Origin of the sequence: Paenibacillus phytorum, assembly GCF_013141715.1 — a bacterium.
GTDB classification, from domain to species: domain Bacteria; phylum Bacillota; class Bacilli; order Paenibacillales; family NBRC-103111; genus Paenibacillus_E; species Paenibacillus_E phytorum.
Genome location: NZ_WHOA01000235.1, coordinates 22,772 through 37,922, shown reverse-complemented (window position 1 = coordinate 37,922; position 15,151 = coordinate 22,772). Strand labels below are relative to the sequence as shown.

Sequence of the window (15,151 nt, the reverse complement as noted above, 5' to 3'; positions counted from 1 at the left end):
GGGTGATCTTTTTCGTTTGAACGGGAAAGGAAGAGAAGCCGTATGGGTTCGACCGTCCGTGAAGACATCATAGAATATACCCAAGTAGGACGCGCGTCCAAATATACCACTAGCCGCTTCCGTAGGAAGCATTTTAAATAAGTATTTGGAGTATTCCCGCCGCCCGCTTCACAGAAAAAGATCACCTTAGGGTGATCTTTTTTTTTTGATCGGTTTATTGAAAACGTTACCAAACTGTAGTAACATTACAACACTGGTTGTTGGCAATTTTTTCAAATATGTTCTGACAGAGAGGTAATAGCGACCAATCTTGCTTAACTCATTTGAAGCAAAGCAAGGCAGACTGCAACCTTTGCTGACGGACATTTTCACAAATTGACCAAAGGTAAAAAAAGCTAACGATATTTTAAGTAGATAAGGAGGGGATTTCTAATGATTGTAGGTTTAGGGGAATGGGGTTTGCATTACCGCACAATAGAAGATCATTGTAGGATTGCAAGAAAATTCGATCTTCGATATTTGGAGCTTGGAATTGGTGGGGACTTTCCTGGTCGAATTCAAAGGGATATCAGTCAACAAGAGATAAACAATCTCCAAACCTGTATTAATGACTACGGTATCAAAGCCCCATTCGTGGTTTTGGAGAACGATTTTACTTTGGCGGATTCTGAACAATTAAGAAAGATGAAAGACCGTGTAGCTCATGACATACATCTTGCTTCCCGTCTTGGTGCTTCACATGTTCGATTATTCACAGGATTCGCGCTTGCTTCTGAGATGACGGAGGAGCGTTGGACAAGTATGCTGGAGGCATTTGTCCTGATGGAGGACCTTTGCTCACAATTAGGCATGGTGATCTCCATAGAGACACACGGGCGAAATACACAAGTAAACAATGGATTCATACATGAGCATACGACATCTACGGAGTGGAAATCGTTGCAACGATTGCTTAGCGAATTGCCGTCTGCAGTTGGATTTAACTTCGATCCCGGCAATCTGAAGGCAGTTGATTCATCAAGACCGTTGACAGATTATGCTAGATTGTTGGGAAACAGAATTAACTATTGTCACCTCAAAGATTGGAAACGGATCGAAGATTATTGGGTGGCATGTGCGCCAGGCGACGACGACCTGAATTATGATGAGCTGCTGAAGGAAGTGCCGTTTCAAGGTGTTTATCTGATTGAATATGAACAAGTGAATGACGTCGAAGAAGGAATAGGCAGAAGCCTGAAGTATTTACGATCTATACGTCCCGAATTGCGAACGGAATAGGTAGTGTCACTTTTAAAAGCTACGAAGATTGCTCTAATCATATGAATTATTAACCGTGGAAAATCTTGGTTGACAGTAACCGTTACTAGCGTGTATGATGTGAACAAGTTAATAATTGTGACGGAGACAAGGAGATTCACGTAGATTGCATGCCAACGGGCATGGCAATTTATGTGTTTTTTTTTCGCTCTTTTCACCCGTTTCCTCCGAAATGAGCGAGACGGAAAATAACGAGTTACCAAAAGCGATACAGGGAAACCGATTGCCCTTAGCGTGAAAATGTAACTTTTTGAAAGAGAGGGGTATGCAATTTGGCAGTAAATGAAAGCGCTTTAAAGAGAGAAGCAATTGCAAGTGTCTCAGCAAGGAAAAAGAAGTGGGAGGAGAACATATTAGCTTATTTATTTCTAGCACCTTCCTTAGTCTTGTTTGCTGCGTTCCTTTTTTATCCGATGGTCAAATCCGTTTACCTGAGTATGACGCTCACAGACCCTCGCGGTAGGGTCGTTGAATTTGTCGGGTTTGATAATTTCATTGATTTACTTGCTTCGGGACAGTTTTATTCGAATTTAAAAGTGACGTTGCTGTTTATCTTGTTTACGGTACCTACCTCAATCGTATGGTCCCTATTTTTGGCAGCGATCACCCATAACAAACTGCGGGGCATGAAAATATTCCAGTTCATATTTTCTCTGCCTATCGTTATATCGGTAGGTACGGGGTCGATTATCTGGTTCTTGTTATTCCATCCGACAGCAGGCATGCTGAATTACTTTCTAAGCATTGCCCACATCGATCCGATCCCTTGGTTAACGAGTCCTTCGTGGGCACTGGTTTCGATCTCTCTGTTGACGGTATGGATGAATATGGGGTTTCTGTTCATTGTGCTGTCCAGTGGTCTTCAAGGGGTTCCGGAAGAAATTTATGAAAGCGCTAAAATTGACGGTTCAAGCCCGATGCGGACGTTTATCCAAATCGTTCTGCCGCTTCTGTCACCCACGATATTTTTTGCCCTTATCGTGTCCGTGATCGGCGCTTTCCAAGCCTTTGGACAAATTCATATTTTGACAAAGGGTGGTCCGATGAATTCGACCAATGTGATCGTGTATTCCATCTACCAGGACGCTTTTGTTAATTTCCGTTTCGGAATCGGCAGCGCACAGGCTTTGGTACTCTTCGTTATTATCATGATTTTGACTGTCGTGCAGTTTAAAGTTTTAGAAAAGAAGGTGCATTATCAATGATTGCGAAAAGGATCGCACCCACCCTGAATTACTTGTTGCTAGTTGTGCTGGCCCTTGTCGTTTTGTATCCGCTGTTATTTACAGTATCCTCATCGTTTATGACAGAGAAGGAAGTTTCTAACTTCCCACCGCCATTATTTCCTTCTCAGTTGTATCTTGAGAATTTCAAGAACGCTATCTCTGGCTTTCCAATCGTGCGCTTTATCCTGAACAGCTTTATTGTATCTTCGGGGATTACGGTTAGTCAGGTTATTACGTCAAGTTTGGCCGCGTACGCTTTTTCGTTCTTGAATTTCAAAGGAAAGAAAATATTGTTCGCCGTCTTTCTTTCTACCATGATGATTCCATGGGAAGTTACCATTATTCCAAATTATTTGACCATCAAAAATTGGGGATGGATGGACAGCTACCAGGGGCTGATCGTTCCCTTTATGGCTGGAGCCTTCGGGGTTTTCCTACTTCGCCAGTTTTTCCTCCAGCTGCCTAATGAACTGTTTGATGCAGCGAAAATTGACGGATGCGGGCATCTCCGGAATTTTTTCTCGATCGTGCTTCCGCTATCCCGTCCTGCGCTTTCTACTTTGGGGGTTTATGTCTTCCTTACGCACTGGAACCACTATTTATGGCCTCTGCTAATTACAAATAGGGCGTCCATGAGAACGGTGCAAATTGGGGTTTCTATGCTGCAGCATGCGGAAGTCATGTCGTGGAATTTGATTTTGGCGGGAGTTACGATCGTTCTGCTTCCTTCGTTCCTTTTATTGGCTTTAGGTGTGAAACAATTAGTGCGAGGCATTACCGCAGGTGCTGTAAAAGGTTAAGCAAGCGATGATCCGTCTGTTACCTAGCAGGCTTATCATATATATGTATCCACTTTGAGCGAGGAGAGATAGAGACAATGGGGAAAAAAAGGTTAACGGCTTTAGCTTTAACGGCAACGATGGTCTTCCTATCGGCATGCAGCGTAAATATGGGGGAAAGTACAGAAAGCAAGAAACCAGAAGCAACGAAATCTGGAGCAGTTGAGGCAAGCGGACCTAAGAAAGTCGTTTTCTGGCATGCGATGGGTGGATCCAATACGAAAGTTGTTGATCAATTGGTCGCCGATTATAACGCTTCTCAGAATAAAATCAAGGTAGAAGCGGTGTATCAAGGAAATTACGACGACCTGCTTAGCAAATTGAAGGCGTCCATGGGTACAAGCGAAGGCCCTTCGGTCGTCCAGATGTATGAGATCGGCAGCCGCTTCATGATTGATTCCAAAGCCATTACACCGATGCAAAACTTCATTGATGCGGATAAGTGGGATTTGTCACAGCTGGAGCCGAACATCGCCGGTTACTATACGTTAGGTGGCAAACTTTACTCGATGCCGTTCAACACGTCGAATCCGGTCCTTTATTATAATAAAGATTTGTTTAAAGCAGCCGGTCTTGATCCTGCGAAACCTCCAAAAACATTTGAGGAATTGAAAGTTGCTGCAGATGCCATTACCAAATCAGGTAAAGCTACCGGGGCAAACTTTGCGATTTATGGCTGGTTCATGGAGCAGCTCTTTGCCAATCAAGGCGCTGAATACGTAAACAACGGAAACGGTCGCACCTCTAATGCAACCCAATCGCAGGTGAACACGGAACCAGGTGTGAAGGTACTGACTTGGTGGAAGGATCTTATCGACACCAAAGCGGCTAACAATCTGGGACGCAAAACAGACGATTCCAAAAAAGCATTTTCCGCAGGTCAGGTCGGTATGATTCTGGAATCCACAGCGGCACTTAAGGGGCTTGTTGATAGCGCCAGCGGCAAATTCGAAGTGGGGACCAGCTTCTTGCCGAAACCGGCAGATGCGAAAGAAGGCGGTGTTATTGTCGGCGGAGCCAGCTTATGGGTCATGAATAACCGCCCAGATGATGAGCAGAAATCCACTTGGGATTTCATCAAATTTTTGACAACACCTAAGGAGCAGGCTTACTGGCACGTCAATACGGGGTACTTCCCGATTACCAAAAAAGCGTATGACGAAGACATTGTAAAGGAAAACCTGAAAAAATTCCCTCAGTTCCAGACAGCGATTGATCAACTGCACCAAACGAAGTTGAACACAGCAACGCAGGGCGCGGTAATGGGTGTATTCCCTGAAGCAAGACAAATTGTTGAAGGGGCGATCGAAGAAGTGCTCAACAACAAGAAGACTCCGAAGGAAGCATTGGATGCAGCGGAAAAAGAGATCACTTCGAAGATTCAAACTTACAATAAAACAGTCAAATAATGATATGAAAAGGCTTGAGTTCACTAGCCGGAAAGGAAACAGGAATGCTTAGTAATAAACCAATGATTATTGCACATCGTGGGGCCAAAGGAATGGCACCAGAAAATACGCTTGCTGCCTTCCGGCTTGGGTTAAGCCAGGGATGTGAAGGGATTGAGCTTGACGTTCATTTGACCGCTGACGAGGAAATCGTCGTATGCCATGATATGACGTTAAACCGGACTACAAACGGAAAAGGCCTGATAGCGGAGAAAAGCATATCGGAAATCAAAACCTATGATGCTGGTCTTTGGTTTGGCGATGAGTTCAAAGGGGAGACCGTACCAACTTTGGACGAAGTCTTTGATCTAGTACCCGATTCCATCATGATTAACGTGGAAATCAAATACTCCTATGATGGCAGAATGGAACATAAGATAGTTGAATTTCTGCGCAGACGTAACCGTTTGAATAATGTCATCGTTTCGTCTTTCGACCATAAGTGTGTCAGAAGGATCAAGCAAATGGAATCGGAAGCCAAGATCGGTCTTTTGTATCAATCCAAATTGATTGATCCTACCGCATACGCGCGCAGTTTTGATGTGGAGGTGTACTCGCTTCATCCTTACTTTCAAATGTTGGATGCCGAGGATGTGCTGAAGGCGACAAAGAGCGGGCTTTATGTCTACCCTTATACGGCAAATGAAGTAAATGATCTGCTGCATCTAACTGGGCTTGGGGTTTCGGGTATCATTACGGACTTCCCTGAAAGATTAAAAGATTTGTTGCAAACGCAGGATTCCAAGTGAAAAATTTCTATGCGAAAAGCCCCGGTTTCCGGGGCTTTACCTTTCATTTTATCTTTAGGAATGGGGACATGAAATGAGTCTTCTTGTTTTGGAGAAACTAGGGATGGCGCTGTTATTAGGTCTGTTGATTGGGATTGACCGTCAACTCAAGCATAAACCATTGGGTATGAAAACGAGTATGGTGATTTCGGTGGCTAGCTGCTTAATCACTATTGTATCGATAGGAGCCGTTCAAAAGTACTCCATCCCTGGATTTACGAATATGGATCCTATGAGGCTAGCGGCTCAAATTATTAGCGGAGTAGGCTTTATCGGGGCTGGCGTTATTTTAAGACGAAGTAATGAGATTATTTCTGGACTTACGACCGCGGCATTGGTATGGGCGGCTTCCGCTCTTGGCATCGCAACGGGAGCAGGATTTTATCAAGAAGCGACTTTGGCTGTTATTCTTATTATTTTCGCTATCAATCTGTTTCCGATTTTTATCAAGCTGCTTGGCCCACAAAAGCTGAGGGAGAAGGACTTGGCGATCAATATTATATTCAGTCCTGAAGGGGACATGTCCACACTTATCGATCAAATCAGCGCAGAATACATGAAGGTGAAGCATATCAAAATTAAGGACCTGAACGAGAACCAACAAATTCAATTGGTCATTTCCACAGCAGACAAACATCGTACGACAACTGTCTACAGCAAAATCAAGAAGATCAAATATGTGCTCGCAGCCGAAGTTGAAACGATAAGCAATTAATACGAGAGGCTATCCAGTGGAAACTATTACCACTATACAAAAGTTGAAACTAATAGACCAACTATGCTAGTCTAACATAGACAAAAAATGCCGAATCTCGGAGCAGCAAAAGCTCTGGTACGGGGGACTTCTTTATTTGGGGTGAATGAATGCTCAGCTGTTTAATAAACTGAGCGCGCTAGGGAAACCTCTTCCCGAACCCGTCAACTAACCTCGGAGGCTTCAAGGAGGAACAATTTTTGAAACTTTTTACAAAAAGCTTTATTTGTTCATGCGCACTTGTTTGTGCAGCAGTATCTCTGTTTTCCGCTCCCTCGGTTCAAGCCGCATCATCTACATCCACTGTGAAAGTCCAGGTCAACGATGAGTTGATTCAGTTCCCAGAAGTACAGCCATTTATTGACAACGCAGGAACGCTGCAAGTTCCACTGCGAGTACTATCTGAGAAATTGGGTTATCAAGTAGGCTGGGCGAAGCAAGAAAGCGACATCGTGGTCACGTTGATCAACAAGCAGCAGACGATTCAACTGACAACCGACGAGAAGCAAGCGGTTGTGAACAGCAAGAAGATTAGTCTGGAAAGCAGTCCGACGCTTTATCAAGGTAATACGTATGTACCCTTGCGATTCATCACTGAAACATTCGGTTCTCCGATTGAGTGGAATGAAGCGAATCGTATCGCGATTGTGAATGTCGATGGCAAGTCGCACAAGCCAGCTTGGATTGCACCGCCACCAGCACCAGCTCCAAAAGTAGCAGCGGTAGCTAAACCATCCGTGTCTGATCAAATCGTACAAACAGCAAATACATTCATGGGGACGCCATACGTCTGGGGAGGCACAACACCCGGAGGGTTTGATTGTTCCGGATTTGTGCGCTATTTGTACGAAGCTAAAGGCATTGATCTACCCAGAACTTCGGTCCAAATGTACGATGAAGCAGGAACCAGGGTTATGGACTTGAAGGCTGGAGATCTTGTGTTTTTTGCAGCAGGCAGTGTAAATCACGTTGGTATTTATCTGGGAAATGATCAATTCATTTCGGCGACAACGTCTAGAGGTGTTAGGATAGATAGTCTCGCCAGTTCATACTGGGGATCTAGATATGTGGGAGCCAAAAGAGTTCTGTAAATAAGCCGTGTGATGAAAAAGGATTAAATTATCGAACATTTGTTTCCTATGAATCTTTCGAATGAAAGCATAGAAGGCAGATGTTCTTTTTTTGCGCGAAATATTGCGATTTTTATCGAAATTTTATGGTTTTTAGCCTATAATGAAGAAATGTTTGGAAGAAAGCAGGTGACACGAACGGCATGCAATTAAGTGTCTGGAAAAGTTGGTTTTATAAAAAAAGACATTCGAATAAAGCAAATAGCATGTATATCGTGGAAAAAGGTCCTGCCATACCAGAAGAGATTCGGGGAGTCATTGATCGATTTTTTCTTACGTATAATCATTTCAAAGGGGCAAGAAGCCTACAGACGGATACGTTTATAAAAGAAGTCTTTTACGCAACGAAACAGGATCCGAAGGATCAAAGGACAATTGAAGAGATGGAAGCCTATATTCAGCAGAAAAATGTGCATCGCTTGCGATTGAAATCCTTTGTTGTTGATGAGTATCTTAGTATTGGCGAGAAGGTTTGCATGATTGGTGTAACAAGGGAATTCAGTAATAATCAGAGAAATCGCGTACTTTATTTTCTAAAAAAAGAGGATCAGTCTTGGCGCTTTCATCATATTGCAAGGTCTCACCATGGGAAAGTTCTAGATAAGTTTCAAGTGAATGAGCAAACAGGGTTCGTGGTTGGAAACGAAAAAGCCGCTCTCCTCTTTCTGACACACTCCGGGTCTGCCGATGCATCCACCTTTATATTGGGTGATTATGTGCATGTGGAAGGTTATTTGGAAGTGGAGCAAGAGGTGAGCAGCCAACTGTATTACCGAATCGTACGAATGAATCGCGTGCACTAAAAGTGAAGTGAAACCCGGTAAAGCTGTGGATCCCACTGGATCTGTCCGCCTAAGGATTCAATAATGGCTCTTAAGGGCATATAAATATGACCATCTAGTATGGTAGGTGCTTCAGGGAGTATGACAGATTGCCCATTCACAGTCATCACGGAATGATCCGGCCGAAGCGCAAGATTAGTAGAACCATGATGAACAGTTAATGTACGGGTTGTCCCGTTCCATTCGAATTTGGCACCGATTCTTTCTAGAATGCCCCGAAAGGGTACCATACTTGTTTCTTGCAATAAATACCCTCGGAACTCATGCACGAATTGTCCATTTACCTCTAATTGGATTTGTGGATGATCTAGACGTTCCACGACAAGTGCATTGCTCAGCGCCCGACCCGGACTTCGCAGCATGGAGCCGTTCGCATACAGAGATGAACTTGCACCACCGTCCATATTCATCGCATCCGTTAAACCTAGCTTTAGAAGAACTTGCGCCATATCCTCCATTGTAGCTGCGGAGATTGTCCCCATGACGAACTGATGGGAAGCGTCTAACCCAATGAAGCTGCGTACGTTCGCACTCGTTGTGATTTTGGGATCGGTAAAGCCATCCCGATTGACATCCAAATCAACAGCGCCATTCGTAAGCAGATGCGGTCCTGCTCCAATAGCAGCATCAACCGCTGTAAGCATGGTGCTTGCTCCGGTATCTTGATTATGGAGAGATGAAATCAGCTTCACCGTATCGCCAATATGGATATTAGGCAGCACGTAGGTCTTATTGTTGGCACTATCTCCGAGTAGAAACACTTGCCCATCTTCGGGAATATCGACACTCTGCGTCGTAACGGCTGTAACTTTGCCCTCGCGGAGAACAACTTTGGTTGAGTTAGGAAAGTCGATCGTCGGCCCAAAAGCGCGCGTGTACCAGACGACTTGATCATTGGCGGAATCACCGTAATATTTGTTCACACCCCAAGAAGTGAATGTGTAGGCTTTGCTCTGATGAGTAACGCTTATTTGGTGTTCCGTTTGGATCCGTTGTAAACTAGCGGTTTTGTCAGCGTGAACGAGAAAGGCAGGATTATTGCCTGAGTGCATGATTTCGCCGGAGCCGATGAGCAAACCATTCGGATAGCGCTGGGTATCATCCTTTTCATAGGCGTCAAAAAAAGTCCCATTGATCCCTGCAATTGCATGGTTCCTCGTTAACATGGAGGAGAAGGACTCATCATGACCGATGCCGTTCTCAGCCGTTACAGGCTTAACGCGCAAGTAGGGATCGGTGAGATCCACTGTGACCCATTGCACAGTAAACGACTTGCCATTATGAGCAATCGTTCGGCTTTGCGTTTGAACGGTACCTTGTGCTGAAGTAGATGCTGGGAAGATAACGGCTGCTGAGAGCAGACAGCTGAGCATCGCGGTGTAAGTACGAGTGCGGAAACGCGCAAGTGGCATGGCAGCTGTCATCCTTTCTGAATTTACTTCTTTTTTAATTCGCGCAGGGAGTAGAACGTTCCTCTCCAATTGATGCCACCTTGTTTCCAAGTTAGCCAAACGGAGCGGACGATCGTATAGAGGAGCAGGGAAGCGCTGATAGGGAGCAGGAAAGCTTCATCCCCGCGTTTGCTCATAAGGCGAAACATTAGCTTGCGGTATAGCCATATTTGTAAAATGACTGCGACAGCATAGGCGGCTCCTCTCCAGTCCCAAAGGAAGATAAGACCGAGCCATGGGAATATAAAAAAGATAAGCTGACCCAGACAAGCAAGTAAAGCAATGGTGTAGCTGTAGCGAAAGCCGGAGAAAAGGTTTTTCTCCAGGCCGATGATCGCTTCCTTGAGAGAGCGGTACCATTCAACTTGAAGGATGTGTTTGCCGGACAGAACCTTCTGCCTAAATCCAGCTCGTTTGAGGGAGATGCCTAATTGAAGGTCATCATCAGGTCTTAGGGCAATTGATTTGTGCGTGCCAATCGCTTCATATGCGCTGCGGCTGACCATGTTGAAGGCTCCGATTCCGATGCCCGGTTCACGGGCGCTGTCAAGGTTAGCACGCCACGGGCGAACGAATAAGGAAAATGAGAAGAGGAAGAAATGAACGAATCCTCTGAGCAGTGTGCTTCGCGCAACCATGTTAGGGGTCAGCGTGAGGTGCTGTACGTCATGTTCCTTCATATAAGTAACCGCATCTGAAATCGTTGCTGGTGCAAAGATAATATCCGCATCTGTAAAAAGTAAATATTGGCCTCTCGCTTGCTGATACCCTTGGTAGAGGGCATGGTTTTTGCCAAGCCAGCCTTCTGGCAGAGAGGTGATGTGAATGATTTGCAGCGGTGTTTGAATATCCGTTTTGTGCTTTGACCACTTTCGCAGCTCTTCAAGCCGGACGCCGGTAGCGTCCTGAGAGCGGTCATTGACGGCAATGATTTCGAGACGTGGATAATTTTGCGAGAGAAGATGTCGGACGGTTTCTAGGATGGTACTCTCCTCTTCTTTGGCGGCGATAATGACCGAAACGAGTGGAGGCTTGTCCGGGAGCTTCGTTGATTTGGGCAGAGTATGCAGTAGATGTATGCCTTTATGCACATCGAATGTGATATAAAGCCAGTAGAGGAGGGTCAGGAGCGCGATAATTCCTAGGGTGGACATGATGTGCCTCCTTAAAGTTTTGCTAGCAAAGCTTGCATCGTAAGCATAATCTTGAAAGAATAAGAGTTGACCGCATTATATCATTCATCAGGAGTGAGGGGAAATTTTGCTGAATGCGTGTTAAGGGAGGATCTGATGGGGGAAGAAGGGGCTAAACCGCGGGAGCAGTATTGGAAAAAGATGAATGGCGAACAGTTGGCCATCTTTCTCAAGGCGATTGGGGAAAAGTCGGTGATGAAGCCGGATTCGTTGGCTTTTGTATGTATAGGAACAGATCGATCTACAGGTGATTCACTGGGCCCGCTTGTAGGGAGTAGACTTGTGGAACTGGGTTATCCGCATGTGATAGGAACACTTGAAGCACCTTGTGATGCTAGTAACTTAGCAGCGCGTTTGCAGGAAATTCCACATGGCTGTGTTGTGATAGCGATTGATGCTTGTTTGGGTCAAAAGCTTTCTGTGGGCATGTATCAGGTGTCTAATCAGCCTTTGGCTCCGGGGAAATCAGTAGGGAAGGTGCTGCCTCAAGTTGGAGATTATACGATCGCTGCTATCGTCAATGCAGACGGGCCTAGACAGTATAGTGTTCTACAAACGACATCGCTGTACAGCGTGTTGAAGATGGCAGATGAAGTGACGAAGGCAATCGAGCATGCTTTTCCCATTTAGAAGGCAGCTTAGAGTAGAACGGAGAGATGATTAGTGAGACCAGGTGGTATGGGAGGGCTTTCCGATAGGAATCGGCCTAAAGCGAAGTTAAAGGATGTTTCGGTAAAAAGGATTTTGCGGTTGTTCAAGGGGTATTGGGGACAACTGCTGGCGATTATAGGATTGGCGCTGTTTGCAGCCTTGATTGGTTTAATCCCACCTCTTGTTATGAAAGAAATAATTGATAAAGCGATCCCGCAGGGCAATATGAAGCTTCTGGCAGGGATGGCGCTGCTCATGATTGTACTTCCAGTTCTAAGCGGTGTACTTGGGGTATGGCAAAATCATCTCAATACTAAAGTAACCCAGGGGGTTATTCGAGATTTAGGACAGTCCTTGTTTCATAATTTGCAGCGGCAATCGATGGCATTCTTTACGGATGCTCGGTCGGGAGAAATTGTTCAGCGGATCACGGGGGACGTTCAGGCTGTGCAAAGTGTTGTGACCTCGCTGGTTGTGTCCTCGATCACCCAGATTGTCATTGTTGTTTCGACCATTGGTATTTTGTTTGCCCTTGATTGGAAGCTGGCTATTATCTCTGTACTTATTCTTCCGTTGTTTGTGCTGCCTGTGAAAAAAGTATCGAAGCTTCGAAAGGAGCTGCGTACGGAAACACAAAAGGTTCGTTCGGATATTACTTCTCAGCTTAGCGAAAACTTCGGGATTTCCGGTGCTTTGTTGACGCGTATTTTCGGCAGGGAGAAGCAGCAGGAAATCGAGTTTACGGCTATGAACCAGAAAGTGATGGATTTGGAGCTGCGGCTGAATCTGATTGGCCGCTGGTTCGGGATGGCGACGAACACGCTGGGGCCGTTAGGCACAGCGATTATTTATATGTACGGCGGCTACTCCGTCATATCCGGCAGCATGACGCTGGGCTCGATCGTCGCCTTCGCGGCGTATCTTGGCCGGTTGTACATGCCTGTAGGTATGCTGCTGAACCTACATGTCGAGGTGGCGACGGCGCTTGGCGTGTTCCAGCGCATCTTCGAATACCAGGACATGGTGCCGGATGTCATGGACTCAGTTGGGGCTGCGCCGCTTACGCAGGTCGCGGGGCGTGTGGCTTATAAGCAGGTTTCCTTCGCTTATAAGCCAGGGCAGTACGCGCTGCGCGACGTCACGTTCGAGGCGCAGCCGGGTGAGATGGTTGCGCTTGTCGGGCCGAGCGGCGCGGGGAAATCGACGCTGATCGGCATGATCGCGCGGCTGTACGACTCGACGTCGGGTGTCGTCGAGGTCGATGGCGTGAACGTCCGCGACGTTCAGCTGGCTTCGCTGCGCGCGCAAATCGCGTACGTGACGCAGGAGTCGTTTCTGTTCCACGCGACGATTGGCGACAACCTGCGCTTCGCGCGGGAGGACGCTACGCGTGAGGAGATGGAGGCCGCGTGTCGGCAGGCCTACATCCACGACTTTATCGTGTCGCTTCCCGAAGGGTACGACACGATGGTGGGAGAGCGCGGCCACCGGCTCTCCGGCGGCGAGCGCCAGCGGATCGCGATTGCCCGCGCGATCCTGAAGCGCCCGCGCATCCTCATCCTCGATGAGGCGACGTCGCACTTGGACTCGGAGTCCGAGTCCTATGTGCAGGCGGCGCTCGAGGAGCTGATGCAAGGGCGCACGACGCTGGTGATCGCGCACCGGCTCTCCACGGTGCTGGCCGCCGATCACATTCTGGTGATCGAAGCGGGCAGCGTCGTGGAGCGGGGCACGCACAGCGAGCTTCTTGCACTGGATGGGCTGTACGCGCGGCTGTACAGCACGCAGTTCGCTCACGCTGCTGACGAGTAGCTGTACGCGACGGTTTGAAAATTCATGGTAAGGGGCTGTTCCAAGAATAGATAAATATTCTAGAGGGGTAGCCTCTTCTTCATAGATAGGCATCCATTTTCCAAAATCCAATTTAGCGGATCGTCGTTCCTCTGGCATTATTTTAGAGTCTTGAAGGGTGCCTATTGATATTCTGTTACATGGGAAGAAACAACTCAAAGAATAACGGCTCGACGTCAGGGGAATAAGATTAACAAAGGTGTCACTGCTTATCGAAGTAAAAGGAGTCTCATTTGATGAACAGGAGAAAGGAACCTATAGTTCGAATATCTTGACAAACCCTTCTGTAACTAATAGTATTACAGTATAAAAATGAATAGGGGACGTAAAACATGAAATGTAAAATTAATCGAAATGCAGCTAAAGTCTTAAAAAATATGTTGAGTAGTGAAGAAGCTGAAGGGAAGATGATTCGTGTATTTATTACGCTGAATCATGGAGAGCACGCGCATTATGATGTGAAGCTTGATACACCTACTGAACATGATGAAATCGTAGAAACAGACAAAGACATTAAGATTTTACTAGATAAAAGAGAAAACCTTTTAGATGGGGTTTGGATTCAATATTTTCATGTACCTGAAGATGGTTTTTTCATAACGAACCCTTCAACAGGATTTCTTGAAAAATAAGTGCATGCTAGCTTAAGTAAAAATCTCAGATTGTTGAGAACCCCCATGTTTTTTAAACGTGGGTTATTTTTATATTCATAGGGCAGCAAGCCGGCTGCTTCTGTTAAACTGAAGAAAAGTTGAAATGATCATGGGGGTATTTTAATGAGTCAACGCTATCGAATTACAAGAGAATTTCAGGAAAAGAACAATTCGGCGAAAACAATATCTTTGGAAGAGTGCAAACTGTATTTTACGTCCAAACCTGATTTTTCCTATACATCCGTGTTTACGGTAACAGGCTCTACTAGCATGTCTATTGAGGGAGATTTTTTCATGTGGAGCTATGGCGATATAAAGATCCCATTCCGGCATTATCAGGGAGATATTTACGTATCCGGCACCAATGAAGCCGTCATCCCCAAGATGATTGAGGTTGCGAGCGAATTGGGGGCGGATGTGCTGGAAGGCTAATTATTGGGGCGTTTCAGCTATTGCTTTCCGGTCTTAGCCCGATACAAAAAAAGCACAATGAACCAGGAGAATAAAATTCCTGATCCATTGTGTTTTTTTGATTCGCGCTGTTCCACTTCTTTAATGTAATGCTGGTTGTTGAACCACTAATTTACTGACAAGTTTGCCAACGAACTGTGGTAAAAAGAAGTTTAATACGAAAACAATGATGAAAGCTATGCGCCATGCGCCCGTCCAATAACTTACAAAATGTGGAACAATACCATTCATGGCAAAAGCAGTTAAAGCAAAGGAGAGGATGAATGTCATAATGAGCGATATTACAAAAATATAGACAACTTGAGCTTTTTTAAATCTATTTGCAAATTTACGGATTTTAGCAGGTAAGAAAAGGTTTAGTCCGAAAGCGATCACAAAAGCGACACCCCAATCTTTCATCCATGCACTAACAAAATGCGGAATAAAGCCACCTGCAAGTACATATGTCATAATTCCCGACATGATAAAAGTCAAAATCATTGACATAATGGATACAAAAGTCAGTTGACGATATTTAGGATTGATTCTCATATTAAA

The 15,151-nt window shown here is 45.5% G+C and carries 15 protein-coding genes and 1 riboswitch; of the genes, 12 read left to right on the top strand and 3 right to left on the bottom strand.

Translation table 11 applies throughout. From position 1 onward, the window contains the following. Window positions 1–432: 432 nt before the first annotated feature. The 8 genes from GC098_RS32360 (at window position 433) to GC098_RS32325 (ending at window position 8,305) form a co-directional block, all read left to right on the top strand. Window positions 433–1,278: a sugar phosphate isomerase/epimerase family protein gene (locus GC098_RS32360; RefSeq protein ID WP_171647964.1), complete on the top strand. Its 846-nt coding sequence runs from the start codon at window positions 433–435 to the stop codon at window positions 1,276–1,278. Window positions 1,279–1,625: 347 nt separating this feature from the next. Continuing rightward, window positions 1,626–2,522 (top strand): carbohydrate ABC transporter permease, encoded by an 897-nt coding sequence (locus GC098_RS32355; protein ID WP_376774044.1) that lies wholly within the window; start codon window positions 1,626–1,628, stop codon window positions 2,520–2,522. Continuing rightward, complete coding sequence (locus GC098_RS32350) at window positions 2,519–3,343, top strand: carbohydrate ABC transporter permease (RefSeq protein ID WP_029197894.1); 825 nt, start codon at window positions 2,519–2,521, stop codon at window positions 3,341–3,343. The genes GC098_RS32355 and GC098_RS32350 overlap by 4 nt, the downstream gene beginning before the upstream one ends. A gap of 77 nt (window positions 3,344–3,420) precedes the next feature. Beyond that, window positions 3,421–4,791: an ABC transporter substrate-binding protein gene (locus GC098_RS32345; protein WP_171647960.1), complete on the top strand. Its 1,371-nt coding sequence runs from the start codon at window positions 3,421–3,423 to the stop codon at window positions 4,789–4,791. A gap of 44 nt (window positions 4,792–4,835) precedes the next feature. Beyond that, window positions 4,836–5,579 carry a glycerophosphodiester phosphodiesterase gene (locus GC098_RS32340; RefSeq protein WP_171647958.1) on the top strand — a complete coding sequence of 248 codons (744 nt, stop codon included), beginning with the start codon at window positions 4,836–4,838 and terminating at the stop codon, window positions 5,577–5,579. Between the two features lie 73 nt (window positions 5,580–5,652). Further along, window positions 5,653–6,333, top strand: a complete 681-nt coding sequence (locus tag GC098_RS32335; protein ID WP_171647956.1) for an MgtC/SapB family protein — start codon at window positions 5,653–5,655, stop codon at window positions 6,331–6,333. A gap of 78 nt (window positions 6,334–6,411) precedes the next feature. Beyond that, window positions 6,412–6,570: riboswitch (cyclic di-AMP (ydaO/yuaA leader) on the top strand. Between the two features lie 2 nt (window positions 6,571–6,572). Further along, window positions 6,573–7,463 (top strand): C40 family peptidase, encoded by an 891-nt coding sequence (locus GC098_RS32330; RefSeq protein WP_246359100.1) that lies wholly within the window; start codon window positions 6,573–6,575, stop codon window positions 7,461–7,463. 182 nt (window positions 7,464–7,645) lie between these two features. Further along, entirely contained in the window at window positions 7,646–8,305 is a 660-nt protein-coding gene (locus GC098_RS32325) for a hypothetical protein (RefSeq protein ID WP_171647954.1), read from the top strand. Here GC098_RS32325 and GC098_RS32320 read toward each other — a convergent pair. Next, window positions 8,302–9,756, bottom strand: coding sequence for a phosphodiester glycosidase family protein (locus tag GC098_RS32320; RefSeq protein WP_216625501.1), 1,455 nt, complete (start codon window positions 9,754–9,756; stop codon window positions 8,302–8,304). The genes GC098_RS32325 and GC098_RS32320 overlap by 4 nt on opposite strands. 23 nt (window positions 9,757–9,779) lie before the next feature. Then, window positions 9,780–10,949, bottom strand: coding sequence for a glycosyltransferase family 2 protein (locus GC098_RS32315; protein ID WP_171647950.1), 1,170 nt, complete (start codon window positions 10,947–10,949; stop codon window positions 9,780–9,782). A 135-nt stretch (window positions 10,950–11,084) separates the two neighbouring features. On the opposite strand from GC098_RS32315, the gene yyaC reads away from it, so the two are divergent. From yyaC to GC098_RS32295, 4 genes are all read left to right on the top strand, one after another. Further along, complete coding sequence (gene yyaC, locus GC098_RS32310) at window positions 11,085–11,618, top strand: spore protease YyaC (protein WP_171647949.1); 534 nt, start codon at window positions 11,085–11,087, stop codon at window positions 11,616–11,618. Window positions 11,619–11,666: 48 nt separating this feature from the next. Then, window positions 11,667–13,451 carry an ABC transporter ATP-binding protein gene (locus GC098_RS32305; RefSeq protein ID WP_171647948.1) on the top strand — a complete coding sequence of 595 codons (1,785 nt, stop codon included), beginning with the start codon at window positions 11,667–11,669 and terminating at the stop codon, window positions 13,449–13,451. A 371-nt stretch (window positions 13,452–13,822) separates the two neighbouring features. Continuing rightward, a complete protein-coding gene (locus GC098_RS32300; protein WP_171647946.1) occupies window positions 13,823–14,122 on the top strand; it encodes an iron-sulfur cluster assembly accessory protein in 300 nt (99 codons plus the stop codon). Window positions 14,123–14,266: 144 nt separating this feature from the next. Continuing rightward, window positions 14,267–14,575, top strand: a complete 309-nt coding sequence (locus tag GC098_RS32295) for a hypothetical protein (protein ID WP_171647944.1) — start codon at window positions 14,267–14,269, stop codon at window positions 14,573–14,575. A gap of 120 nt (window positions 14,576–14,695) precedes the next feature. Here the strand turns inward: GC098_RS32295 and GC098_RS32290 are convergent, their stop codons facing one another. Beyond that, entirely contained in the window at window positions 14,696–15,145 is a 450-nt protein-coding gene (locus GC098_RS32290; protein WP_171647942.1) for a DUF2798 domain-containing protein, read from the bottom strand. Window positions 15,146–15,151: the final 6 nt, after the last annotated feature.